We start from the raw sequence: 12,391 nt of genomic DNA, 5'->3' as shown, positions 1-12,391 counted from the left end.
CACTCGGCATGAACGTGACGTGCCCCGGGGCGGCTGCGCCCCCTCTGGTCGCGCCCATTACCCACGCAATCGCACCTTCAATCGCGCTGACTCCCCGGCAACACCGCACCCAGCACCTGCTTTGCCGTCTCGACAAGGACGCTCCCCTCATCGGGATCGCCCTCGAAAAGCGTCGACGCAAACGCCTTCGCTTGCGCGAGCGTCACATGAGGCGGCAATGGCGGTACGTTGGGATCGCTCTTCACTTCCAGCACAACGGGCCGGTCCGAGGCCAGCGCTTCGTCCCACAGGCCGCCGAGCTTTTCATCGTCGTCAGCGTAAAGCCCACGCAAGCCGATCAGTTCAGCAAAACGGTGATACGGCACGTTCGGTATCTGCTGCGATGCCTCGTACTTCGGGTCGCCCTCCATCGCGCGCTGCTCCCATGTCACCTGATTCAGATCCTCGTTGTTCAGCACCATGCAGATCCAGCGCGGGTTCTTCCATTGCTTCCAGTACTTCGCGACGGTGATCAACTCCGCCATGTTGTTCATCTGCATCGCGCCATCGCCGACGATTGCAATCACCGGCCGCTGCGGATGCGCAAACTTCGCGGCAATCGCATACGGAACGGCCGCGCCCATCGACGCCAATCCACCCGATAACGAACACATCATGCCGCGCCGTATTTTCAGGTCGCGCGCATACCAGTTCGCGCATGAACCGGAGTCGCTCGTGATGATCGCGTTTTCCGGCAAGCGCGGTGACAGTTCGGTAAAGGCCCGCTGTGGGTTCACGCCGTGCTCCGCCTTCTGCGCGGCACGCTTGTCGAGCGTGGTCCACCAATCCCCGGTCCAGCGCTCGAGCTTCATTCGCCAGGACTTCGCCGACTGTTCTTTTAGCAAAGGCAATAAAGCGCGCAATGTTTCCGCGCTGTCGCCGACGAGATTGACCTCCATCGGATAGCGCAAGCTGAGCATGTCCGCCTTGATGTCGATCTGCACGCCGCGTGCTTGTCCGTCCTTCGGCAGGAACTCCGCATACGGGAAGCCGGAGCCGATCATCAACAACGTGTCGCACTCGGCCATCATGTCGTAGCTCGGCTTCGTGCCGAGCAGCCCGATCGATCCCGTGACGAACGGCAGATCATCGGGCAGCACCGCCTTGCCGAGCAACGCCTTGGCGACGCCCGCTCCCAACCGGTCGGCGACGGCGATGACTTCATCGGTGGCGCCGAGCGCACCCGCGCCCACGAGAATCGCGACCTTTCTGCCCGCATTCAGGACATCCGCCGCACGCTGCAGATCTTCGCCGTAGGGCACGACTTTAGGCTTCGTATAGCCGACACCGGAATGCAGCGTGCCGTGCTTGCGAGCCGGCGGCTCGTATTCGAGTTCCTGCAGATCGTTCGGCAAAATGAGCGCGGTCACGTCGCGCCCGGCAATGGCGATCCGTACCGCGCGATCGACGAGATGGCGAACCTGGGCGGGCACACTCGCCTGCTGCACAAACGACCCGGCGACGTCCTTGAACATGGCGGCAAGATCCAGTTCCTGCTGATAGTGGCCACCGAGCGCGGCGCGCGCCTGTTGCCCGACGATCGCGAGCACCGGCATATGGTCCATGCGCGCGTCGTAGAGGCCGGTGATCAGGTGCGAGGCTCCCGGCCCCGACGTCGCGATGCACACGCCGAGTTCGCCCGTAAATTTCGCGTGCGCGCATGCCATGAAGGCAGCCATTTCTTCATGACGCGCCTGAATGAATTCGATCCCGCCTTCCTTCGACTTCGAAGCCCGGTTGAGCGCGCCGAACACGCCGTTGATGCCGTCGCCCGGATAGCCGAAGATGCGCCGCACACCCCAGTCGCGTAGCCGTTCGACGACGAAATCCCCTACCGTTGCAGTCATGAGCGTTCTCCAATGTCTGAGCCGTACACGCTCCGTTGCAAAAAACAATCCTGATGGAGCCACGCGAAACACGACGGCAGGTGGCTAATGCCAGCCGGGTAAGCCAAATGCAAGGCACGCTCGTTGCGGGCAGTCGTACAGGTCGTTCATCTCGGGGAGGCAGCCATGAGCACCGCACACAAGGACACGGACCCCTATCAGCACGCCAGCGGCGGGTGGGGATCGGTCAAGGCGGTCGCGGGCGCACTGGTTCAGGAAGGCGCGCCGGTTGGCACGAGCCGTGTGCTCGTGCATCAGAACAAACCGGACGGCTTCATGTGTGTGAGCTGTTCGTGGGCCAAACCCGCGCATCCGCATCCGCTCGAATTCTGCGAGAGCGGCGCGAAAGCGACCGCATGGGACACCACCTCGCGCCGCGTCGACCCTGAATTCTTCAAAGCCCACACACTGGCGGAACTGGCGCAATGGCACGATCACGCGCTGGAAGATGCCGGCCGCCTCTGCGCGCCGATGCGATGGGATGCGGCGCTGGACCAATACGTCGAAGTGACATGGGAGCATGCGTTCGGAGAAATCGGCCGCGAACTGCGCGCGCTTCAGCCTGATGAAGCCGTGTTCTACACGTCCGGCCGCGCGTCGCTCGAAACCGCCTACATGTACCAGCTTTTCGCACGCATGTACGGCACCAACAACCTGCCGGACAGTTCGAATATGTGCCATGAAAGCACGAGCGTCGGGCTGAAGGAAGCGATCGGCGTGGGCGTCGGCACGATCACACTGGACGACTTCAAGCATACCGATCTGATGTTCTTCTTCGGCCAGAACGTGGGCACGAACAGTCCGCGCATGCTGCATGACCTGCAGGAAGCGAGGGAGCGCGGCGTGCCGATCATCACGTTCAATCCGATTCGCGAGCCGGGCCTGGTGAGCTTCGTGAATCCGCAGTCGCCCGCGCAAATGCTCAAGCCGGGCGCGACGCAAATCAGTACGCAATATCATCAGTTGAAAGCGGGTGGCGATTCGGCGGCGATCGTCGGCATCTGCAAGGCCGTGATCGAAGCGGACGACCACGCGCGAGCGACCGGCGCAGCGCGTATCGTCGACGCTGCGTTCATCGCGCAACATACGACCGGCTTCGACGAATTCGCGGACTATGTGCGCCGCGCCAGCTGGGACGAACTCGAGCGTCTATGCGGCCTCACGCGCGCCGCGCTCACAGCCGCGGCCGACGAATATATCCGCGCGAAGGCGGTCATCATCCACTACGGCATGGGCCTCACGCAGCATCGGATGGGCGTGCAGAACGTGCGGATGGTCGTGAATCTGCTGCTGTTACGCGGCAATATCGGCAAACCCGGCGCGGGGCCGTCGCCGATTCGCGGACATTCGAACGTCCAGGGACAGCGTACGGTGGGCGTCACGGAGAAGCCGGAACTCGCGCCGCTCGACAAGCTCGCCGAGCAGTACCACTTCGATCCGCCTCGCACGCAAGGCATGGCGACGGTCGATGCATGCAAGGGCGTGATAAACGGCAAGGTGCGCGCCGTGTTCCAGCTAGGCGGCAACCTCGTACGCTCGGTGCCCGACCGCTACGCAATCGAGCCGGCGTGGCGCAAGCTGCGGCTGACCGTCAACATCGCGACCAAACTCAATCGCAGCCATCTCGTGCATGGCGAAGTGTCTTATCTGCTGCCTTGCTTGAGCCGCATCGAAATCGACGAGCGCATGGGCAAGCCGCAGGCGGTCTCGATGGAAGACAGCACCGGCTGCATGCACGGCTCGCACGGCGTCGCGCAGCCGGCAAGCGACCGGCTATTGTCCGAGCAGGCGATCGTCGCGGGCATCGCGAAAGCGACGCTCGATTCGCAGTTGGTCGACTGGGACGCGTGGAGCAACGACTATGCGCTGGTGCGCGACGCCATCGCCGAAACGTATCCGGACATTTTCCACGACTTCAACGCGCGGATGTGGACGCCGGGCGGCTTTCATCGCCCACTGCCCGCACGTGAGCGTCAATGGAAAACGAAGAGCGGCAAGGCCGAATTCATGGTGCCGACCACGCTCGACGAGGACCCCGACATGCCCGCTCGCCAGCCCGACGACCTGCGCCTCTTCACGCTGCGCAGCGACAGTCAGTTCAACACGACGATCTACACGCTCGACGACCGCTTTCGCGGCGTACGGGGCTCGCGCATGGTGCTGTTGATGAATGCGCGCGATATCGAGCGGCATGGGCTCGAAGCGGATGCCGAGGTATCGCTTGAGGCGGTGTCTCCGGATGGAATGGAGCGCCGCATCGATGGATTGCGCATCATTCCGTTCGACTTGCCCGAGGGTTGCATCGCGGGTTACTACCCGGAATGCAATCCGCTGATTCCGCTGTCGCATCATGCGAAAGAGAGTAAGGTGCCCGCGGCCAAGGCGATTCCGGTGAAGGTGGTTGCCGCTCGTCGGGCCGCCTGATTGCGCACATGCCCGGTCCATGCCGGGAGAGAGGGGCGACAGCGCGCCGAAATGAATGCTGTCGCCGTTTTATTTATGCAAGGCCGCGCGCACGCTCGACACATCCCTCGCGGTCACCGGCGCCGCCGCATTGCCCCACGTGTTGCGGATGAACGTCAGCACGTGCGCGATTTCGCGGTCATTCAACTTCCCGGCGAAAGACGGCATCTCGCGAGGCTCCGGGCCGCCGTCAGTATGCGGGCTCGCGCCCCCTTCCACCAGCAAGCGCACCAGCGATGTCGTCGAAGGTGACAACACCGCTGGATTGCCCGCCAGACGCGGATACTTTTGCGGCACGCCCGCGCCATCCATCTGATGGCAACGCGCGCAATAACTCGCGTAAACACCCGCGCCGGGCCGTTCGACGTTGCCCGTTTTGAACGCCTGCGCAGTCTGCTGCGCGGCGCGTGACTGGCCGTTGAAATGGCCGCTTGGCGCGCGCGCCGGCAGGCTCTTCAGATAGACGGCAATCGCATCGAGGTCGGTATCGTTCAGATATTGCGTGCTGTCTTCGACGACTTGCACCATCGAGCCGAACGTAACCAGTCCGCCGCCGTGGCCATGCTTGAGGAAAGCGGCGATATCGGCCGCGGAGCTTCGGCCGAGCCCTGAGCCGGGATCGCCGGTCAGGTTCGGCGCGAACCAGTGGTCGTTCGTGCCGCCTGTCAGATAGGCCGCGCTCGACTCGCTGTAGCCGCGCTCCTCGTAAGCGGGGCCGCGCGGCGTGTGGCACGCGCCGCAATGTCCGAGCGATTGCACGAAGTAAGCACCGCGATTCCATTGCGCATCGCGCCCGGCTTCCGGTTTGAACACGCCGCGCGGCGCAAAGACCCAGTCCCAGAACATCAGCGCCCAGCGCTGGTTGAACGGGAACGGCAGTTGGGTTTCGGGCGCGGGCGTGGCTACCGGCGGCACCCCGTGCATGAAGTACGCGTACAGCGCGTGCATGTCGTCGTCGGTGATTCGGGCAAAAGAGGGGTAAGGCATCGCCGGATACAAGCGCTTGCCGCCGGGCGCGACGCCGTCACGCAACGCGCGTGCGAAATCGTCGTAGCTATAGCGGCCGATACCGGCATGGAGGTCGGGCGTGATATTCGACGAATAGATCGTGCCGAAAGGCGAACCCATTCCGAGCCCTCCGGCAAAGGGCGGCGACAAGGTCGGCGGGGCGCCCCGTCGGGTCAAGTGCGGGGCGGCCGTGTGGCAACCGGCGCAATCGGCCGCCTTGGCAAGATACGCGCCGCGGGCGATTTCGGCGGCGTCAGCCGCACCGGCTGCCCCACCGGCCTGGTCCGCCGCGTAGACCCGCTCGACGCTCAACGCAAGCGCCAACGCCAACGCCGTCAACGGGCCGAGCCAGGAACGGCGCGTCATTCGCCGACGAATCGTCCAATATCGCCGTACGGCGCAATGAATGAATGGATACATCGCCATCACCACCACCTGCACGGTGACACGATTGCCAAAGCGACATCGGTCGCGATCAGCGCGAACAGGAACAGTGCGCTGCACATGGCCGCTACGCGACTCACGAACCATACGAGTTCAGTCCGCTTACGTCTCGCGCCTCTCATCTCCCGCGCGAGCCGCCGCAGATTGCGCCACGCGATAACGCCGCCGAATCCGCCCGCCGCGAGACACACCGCGCTGATCACGACGAGCGCAGGACGCATCCACGGCACGAGCGGCGCGGACAGCGGCGTGTCGAACGGATAGCAGCTTTGCGCAGCCACTGTCTCGGCGATCACCACTTGCAGAAGCCATGCGAGCGGCGCGATCAGGAGGCCGGCCAGGGCATATCGCATCGGTGAATATGACGCTTCTGATGGCTTCATCTGCTCTGCCATGACCACCCCTGAAACAGGTAAGGCGTCAGATACAGCGTGCTGAAAATAAAGAGCCACACGACATCGACGAAATGCCAGTACAGACCGCCGATCGTCAAGGCGGCGCAGCGTTTGTCGTCGAAATAACCGAGCGCGGTCCACAGCAGCAGAAACAGCAGCACGACGATGCCCACGGCAACGTGCGCCATATGAAAGCCCGTGATGGTGAAGTACAGCGAGCCGTAAAGATGCGTGGTCACACCATACGGATGATCGCGCCATTCGAGCAATTGAACCCCCATGAACACGCCGCCGAGCGCGACACCCGCCGCCATCGACGCCACGGCCCAGCGCAGGCGCCTGCGCCGCACGCAGCGCTCGCACCACCATACGAACACGCTGCTCGATAAAAGAATCAAGGTGTTCGCGATGCCCAGGCCGAGCTTCGGCAGTCCTTCGGGTGGCCAATGCTGCGGGCTTTGTGAGGCGAGATACAGATACGAAAAGATCAGATAGCCGAATAGCGACCCTTCGGTGACGATCAGCATGAGACAGCCCCACCAGCCGCCCGAGCGCTCGCCAGCGCTGCCCACCGGCAAGCACAGCAGCGGTTCAACGGGCTCGCCCGACGGCTGATTCAGATCGATGGCGTCGCTCATCTCAGACTCCTGCGTCTTGCACGGCAACCGGCTCGCGCTGGACTAATGCACGTTCCGGCCACAACCAGACGACGATCGACACCGCGCAGCCCGCCAGCATCGCGCCTGCAAAGGTCCATGCGCCCAGTGCGAGTCCCGTGAACACGAGTGCCGCGAATACCGCCAGCCAGAACGGCGCGTACGAATCGCCGGGCATCTTGAGAATCACGTCCGGGCGCGCTTCGAGCGCGGTGGTGCCGAGCGCTTCGCGGCCTTCGGCGAGCAGATAGCCTTCGTCGAGTTGCGAGTGCGCGTGCGACGCCATGCCCGGCTCGTCGATGCGGCCTTCCCATAACGGATGCCGGCTCGCCAGCGACGGCACGACCGCGAAGTTATACGGTGGCGGCGGAGAACTGATCGACCATTCGAGCGTGGGCGCATCCCACGGATTGTCGCCGGCGGGTATGCCGCGTTTCAGGCTTACCACGAGATCGACCAGAAAGATCAGCACGCCCGCCGCGAACAGGAACGACCCCACCGACGTGACGAGATTCACCGCATTCCATCCCATGTCGCCGGAATACGTGTAGATGCGGCGCGGCATGCCGAGCAGTCCCGCGATGTGCATCGGAAAGAAAGCGACGTTAAAGCCGATGAACAACACCCAGAAGCCGAGCTTGCCCAGGCGTTCGCTCATCATCCGGCCGGTGAATTTCGGAAACCAGAAATAGATGCCGCCGATCACGGGGAATACGTTGATGCCGAGCAGCACATAATGCAGATGCGCGACCACGAAGTACGTATCGGTGAGTTGCCAGTCGAACGGAACAGCCGCCGTCATCACACCGGATACGCCGCCGATCACGAACAGCAGCACGAAGCCCGCGAAAAACAGGAATGGCACGCGCAACACCGGCCTGCCCGTCCAGATGGTCGCGATCCACGCGAAGGTGGCGACTGCGCTCGGGACCGCGATCACCATGCTCGCCGCGCCGAAGAACGATAGCGCGAGCGCCGGGATGCCGGTCGCGAACATGTGATGAATCCACACGACGAAGCCGATCACCATCGTCGCGACGGTGGACAGCGCGACCGGCCCGTAACCGACCAGCGGACGCCGGCAAAATACTGGCAATGCGTCGGATACGATACCCATGGCCGGCAGCACGACCGCATAGACCCACGGATGCGCGAAGATCCAGAACAGGTGTTGCCAGAGAAGCGGACGGCCGCCGTTCAATACGTCGAAGAAATGCGTACCGATGCGCCGGTCCATCCACAGCAGAAAAAATGCGAGGCTCACTGAAGGCACCGCCAGCAGATTTCCACCCGACGCGGTCAGCGTGCCCCACACCAGAACCGGCATCCGATCGAGCGACATGCCCGGCGCGCGCATGCGCAACAGCGTGACGATGAAGTTCATCGAGCCGACCGTCGTCGAAATGCCGAGCAGCACCATGCCGAGCGCATACACGTCGATGTTCGGGCCGGTGCTGTATTCGAGGCCCGACAGCGGCGCGTAGTTGAACCAGCCTGCGTCGGGCGCCTGCCCCGCCGGAAAACTCGCGTACAGGAAGATGCCCGCGAACAAAAATATCCAATACGAGAGGGCGTTCAAACGCGGGAACGCCATATCGCGCGAGCCGAGTACGAGCGGCCACAAATAGTTCGAGAAGCCCGACAGCACCGGCAGCGCGTAGAGAAAGATCATCGTCACGCCGTGCATCGTGAAAAGCTGGTTGTATTGCTCGGGCGTCAGCACTGTTGCATCGGGACGCGCGAGTTGAATGCGCATGACCAGCGCTTCGATGCCGCCCATCAGCAGGAAGATGAAAGCCGTGACCAGATAGCGCAAGCCGATGGTCTTGTGGTCGACCGTCGAGAGCCATCCACGCCACCCGGGGGCCGCTTCCCAGATTTCACGCAGATGCCTTTCCTCGGGGCTCCCCGTGGCGAGGCGGCCACGCTGCGGCATGCGCGCAAGCGGCGGCGCAGCGCGCTCTGCGTTTTGCGTCACGGCGGTCACAGCAGGTTCGGACATCGAACACACTCCGTGTTTCAACAGGGTTTCAATGCAGCGTCGCCAGATAGGCCGACAGCGCGGCGGCCTCGCCCGCGCTCAGCGCGATATCCGGCATCAACGCATCCGGTTTGATTCGTTGCGCGTGCTCGATCCAGTCGAGCAGGTGATCGGGCGTATTGCTCAGCGCACCCGCCGCGATTTCGCGGCGCGAGATCAGATGGGTGAGATCCGGTGCTTGCAGACCGTCGGCGTCGGTACCGCGAACTGTGTGGCACCCCGCGCAGCGCTCGGCGAACAGACGCCGGCCGGCTGCGACCGTGGCATCGCGCGCGGCTTCGCCCGCGGCGCGTCCCTGTGCATCGCGCCATGCGCTGAATTCCGCGGCGCTCTGCGCGATCACTTCGAAGGCCATATGGGCATGTTGCGCGCCGCAAAACTGCGAGCATTGCCCGCGATAGATGCCGGGCCGATCCGCCTGAAGCCACTGCTCGTTGGTTTGTCCGGGAATCGTCTGGGTCTTTCCCGCCAATTGCGGCACCCAGAACGCGTGGATCACGTCCGCGCTTTTGAGCTCGATCTTGACCGGTTCGCCGACAGGGATATGAATTTCATTGGCGGTGCTGAAGTTGCGGGCCGGGTCGGGGTCGTCGGCATAGTCGATCTTCCACCACCAGTCGTAAGCCGTCACGGTGATCGTCAACCGCGGATGCGTGGCGGGCGAAGCGACCGACTCGAGCGTGACAAGCACGTAGACCAGCATGGCGAGCAATGCGCCCGAAGACACGCCCGTGCCAATGTAGATCCAGCGCATGCCGCCAGACTCAGCACTGAGCGACGGCATCGGTGCCGATGGGCGTCGACGGGTAATCGCGCCGAATAGCAGCGCGGCAATCATGAGCGTCACCCCTATCGCGATAGCGGCCAGCACCCAGCCCAATTGCCGGGTCGGCGTAGCTGCCGGGCCGGCCGCGTGGAGAAAATAGTTCAGCGGGGCTGAGGGTGCTGCGTCAGGTCCGGCGGAGGTCGATGCAAGGGCGGGGATCAGGTTGGAGGCGAGGATGGCTGCGAGTGTGAATTTGCCGAAGCCGGTGCGTAGATCTCGCCTGGCGGTCGATACCCCTGCGGACACTTTCCTCTCTCCTCGCATGCGCTGCTCTGAGTAGCGTGCGGCCGTTTGCAAGCGAGCCGACGCGATAACGCCGCAGCAAAAACCGGACCTCGCCCGCAAGGACGTCACCAGGATCATGACCGGCGGTCAGTTTTATTGCCTTTAGATTCGTGGTCCGAATTCAGACGGGAAAGATCGAGCAGATCGACCTCGCAGACTTTACGCTCCAAAATCTGCCGCTGAATTGCGGAGACGGGCGAGCGAAGCGTCTTCGGCCCTGAACGCCGGGTCGCATAAGCGGGCCGTGAAACGGTCGCGCAACGCCTCACGCGACATCTTTCCGTCACCTGCCCCTTGCGGACTTCGATCGCCTGGTAGCCGGGGGATTGCCGAATTTGAACTCATGACGCGTCACCCGGCGCACGGATTGGTTCGAAATCAGCAACCCTCGTACCTGTGGTTTTGCGGCCGCGCGTCAATAGCGGTGTCGGCTGGCGGGCGTCGGCCCGATTCGGCTCAATTCCGTTCGGTGGGTCGCCATGGCATGAGCGCATTCCAGCGCAGTTTGACGGCGCTCCGTCGACGTCGGCGGCAGTTCACCGGTTCCGGGGAGACACGTCTGCGCCATAAAAAAAGCCGCAGACAGCGCTGCGGCGAGAACACACACGCCGCGCGATGAGGCGCTGACGTTCCCTCAATGTCTCACGCTCGAACGCGTGAAACAATCCGGTTTTTCGTCTGACGTTATGGCGCTGCCGCGCGGACCGCGTCCACGCTTGCATTGCAGATCAGAGGAAAATTGATGTGTTGCAAAAACCCCAAAAGATATTGATTGGCGGAATTTTGGCGGTTATATGTCCGAGGTCGCATGACGCTATGTGCATACAAATGAATGGCTCACACCATGACATATCGTGGGCAGGCGCATGAAGACGTAAAAACCATGACCTGGCCAGCCGTTGAGTCCCCCTCATGACGCGCTACGAGGAGTGCTACGATGAGGTCCGCCGATCCCGACAGGTGGCGGCAAAGCGTCGCGACATTGACCAGCATTCTTTGGAGACTTCATCCCGAAGTAGCCAGCCTTCTTGAAGCAAGCTGAACCCGTTCTTTCGTAGTGAAGTAGTCAGGCAGTTCAATACTCGAATAACAAGGAGATGTTCAATGAAATTGTCGAAGCGCGTGCTCATCAGCCTGTTGGCTCTATCGGCCGCCGGTTTGGCCTCCGTTGCCGCCCATGCTGAAGATCTGCTGGACACCGTCAAGCAGGCCGGGGTACTCAAGGTGGGTCTGGAAGGCACCTATCCTCCGTTCGACTATCGGAACAGCGACGGCCAACTCGAAGGCTTCGATGTCGATGTCGCGAAAGCGGTTGCCGCCAAGCTCGGCGTCAAGCCGCAGTTCATTCCCACAGAGTGGAGCGGTATCATCGCGGCGCTCCAGACCGGGAAGTTCGACGTCATCGTGAACCAGGTGACGATCACCCCGCAACGCAAGCAGGCCCTGGACTTCAGTCAGCCCTACACCTACTCGGCCGCGCAATTGATTCAGCGCGCGGACGACAAGCGCGAATTCAAGTCCCTGGACGAGTTCAAGGGGGACAAGAAGCTGGGGGTGACACTCGGGACCAACTACGATCAGATGGCGCGAGCCGTCCAGGGCATTAACGTGCAAACCTACCCCGGCGCGCCCGAAAAGCTGCGTGACCTCGCTAGCAAGCGTATCGATGCGACGATCGACGACCGGCTGATGCTGCCGTACATCATCAAGACCTCACAGCTGCCGCTTCGCCCCGGTGCGGTACTCAAGGGAGCCGATCAGGAGATGGGCATCCCGTTCCGCCAGAACAATCCCAAGTTTGCGAAAGCCATCAACGACGCACTCACTGAATTGAAGCAGGACGGCACGCTGAAAAAGATATCCGTTCATTGGTTCGGCACCGACGTGACCCAGCCCGTTGCGCAGTAATTCCGCGGCTTTTCTGCATAGCCACGCCGATCCGCTGGTTTGATTGGCGTGGCGGATTGCACACTGATCGCGCGGCGACATCCCTCAATGCCGTGACTCATCACGCGGTCATATTAGCCAGCCCGCCGCGCAATCGGACCCGCCGTCCACCCATCACCGGCCGCACCTGGTAAGCACTGCGCGAAAGCCGGAAGTACCAGCGCAGCGCGCCTGACTCGCCTCCTCTCCGCCATTTGAAACCGATCGCTCGCTCGCACAAAGGCGACTGCCCCACGCCCGCCACTCAGCGCCCGTTCTCTTCGCGCACTCACGTGCGCCCCACCGCTAATTCCCGCGCACTTTACCTGGGGCAGAACTCGGGCGCACAATCTGTCCGAATATCGCGGCCCGCGTGACTCTCGCCAGTTCCAACCGGCCACCGCCCACAGACTCACTCCCGC

General features: G+C 62.8%; 8 protein-coding genes. 2 read left to right on the top strand and 6 right to left on the bottom strand.

Features of this window, described 5'->3' with window-relative positions:
- Positions 1–77: 77 nt before the first annotated feature.
- Complete coding sequence (locus PQQ53_RS03825; protein ID WP_408152192.1) at positions 78–1,886, bottom strand: thiamine pyrophosphate-requiring protein; 1,809 nt, start codon at positions 1,884–1,886, stop codon at positions 78–80.
- A 165-nt stretch (positions 1,887–2,051) separates the two neighbouring features.
- On the opposite strand from PQQ53_RS03825, the gene PQQ53_RS03820 reads away from it, so the two are divergent.
- Positions 2,052–4,349, top strand: coding sequence for an FdhF/YdeP family oxidoreductase (locus PQQ53_RS03820; RefSeq protein ID WP_408152191.1), 2,298 nt, complete (start codon positions 2,052–2,054; stop codon positions 4,347–4,349).
- 69 nt (positions 4,350–4,418) lie between these two features.
- Here PQQ53_RS03820 and PQQ53_RS03815 read toward each other — a convergent pair whose 3' ends face one another.
- From PQQ53_RS03815 to coxB, 5 genes are read right to left on the bottom strand one after another with little or no spacing between them, the layout of a single operon-like run.
- The gene (locus PQQ53_RS03815; protein ID WP_408141103.1) at positions 4,419–5,762 is read right to left on the bottom strand and encodes a c-type cytochrome; all 1,344 of its coding nucleotides are present in this window, start codon (positions 5,760–5,762) and stop codon (positions 4,419–4,421) included.
- A 59-nt stretch (positions 5,763–5,821) separates the two neighbouring features.
- Entirely contained in the window at positions 5,822–6,193 is a 372-nt protein-coding gene (locus PQQ53_RS03810) for a hypothetical protein (protein ID WP_408141102.1), read from the bottom strand.
- 26 nt (positions 6,194–6,219) lie between these two features.
- Positions 6,220–6,873 (bottom strand): cytochrome c oxidase subunit 3, encoded by a 654-nt coding sequence (locus tag PQQ53_RS03805; RefSeq protein ID WP_408141101.1) that lies wholly within the window; start codon positions 6,871–6,873, stop codon positions 6,220–6,222.
- Between the two features lies 1 nt (position 6,874).
- Positions 6,875–8,893 carry a cytochrome c oxidase subunit I gene (gene ctaD, locus PQQ53_RS03800; protein ID WP_408323328.1) on the bottom strand — a complete coding sequence of 673 codons (2,019 nt, stop codon included), beginning with the start codon at positions 8,891–8,893 and terminating at the stop codon, positions 6,875–6,877.
- Between the two features lie 28 nt (positions 8,894–8,921).
- Positions 8,922–9,935, bottom strand: a complete 1,014-nt coding sequence (gene coxB, locus PQQ53_RS03795; RefSeq protein WP_408152347.1) for a cytochrome c oxidase subunit II — start codon at positions 9,933–9,935, stop codon at positions 8,922–8,924.
- Positions 9,936–11,147: 1,212 nt separating this feature from the next.
- On the opposite strand from coxB, the gene PQQ53_RS03790 reads away from it, so the two are divergent.
- Positions 11,148–11,951, top strand: coding sequence for a transporter substrate-binding domain-containing protein (locus PQQ53_RS03790; protein ID WP_408152188.1), 804 nt, complete (start codon positions 11,148–11,150; stop codon positions 11,949–11,951).
- Positions 11,952–12,391 lie beyond the last annotated feature (440 nt).

It is taken from the genome of Paraburkholderia strydomiana (assembly GCF_046030495.1).
GTDB lineage: Bacteria > Pseudomonadota > Gammaproteobacteria > Burkholderiales > Burkholderiaceae > Paraburkholderia > Paraburkholderia strydomiana_A.
This window is presented reverse-complemented; position numbering and strand designations above follow the sequence as displayed.

Bases quoted from the DNA above. Each gene is read 5' to 3' on its own strand.
- ctaD (WP_408323328.1), bottom strand. From the start codon at position 8,893: ATGTCCGAACCTGCTGTGACCGCCGTGACGCAAAACGCAGAGCGCGCT.
- PQQ53_RS03805 (WP_408141101.1), bottom strand. From the start codon at position 6,873: ATGAGCGACGCCATCGATCTGAATCAGCCGTCGGGCGAGCCCGTTGAA.
- PQQ53_RS03790 (WP_408152188.1), top strand. From the start codon at position 11,148: ATGAAATTGTCGAAGCGCGTGCTCATCAGCCTGTTGGCTCTATCGGCC.
- PQQ53_RS03820 (WP_408152191.1), top strand. From the start codon at position 2,052: ATGAGCACCGCACACAAGGACACGGACCCCTATCAGCACGCCAGCGGC.
- PQQ53_RS03810 (WP_408141102.1), bottom strand. From the start codon at position 6,193: ATGCGATATGCCCTGGCCGGCCTCCTGATCGCGCCGCTCGCATGGCTT.
- PQQ53_RS03825 (WP_408152192.1), bottom strand. From the start codon at position 1,886: ATGACTGCAACGGTAGGGGATTTCGTCGTCGAACGGCTACGCGACTGG.
- PQQ53_RS03815 (WP_408141103.1), bottom strand. From the start codon at position 5,762: ATGACGCGCCGTTCCTGGCTCGGCCCGTTGACGGCGTTGGCGTTGGCG.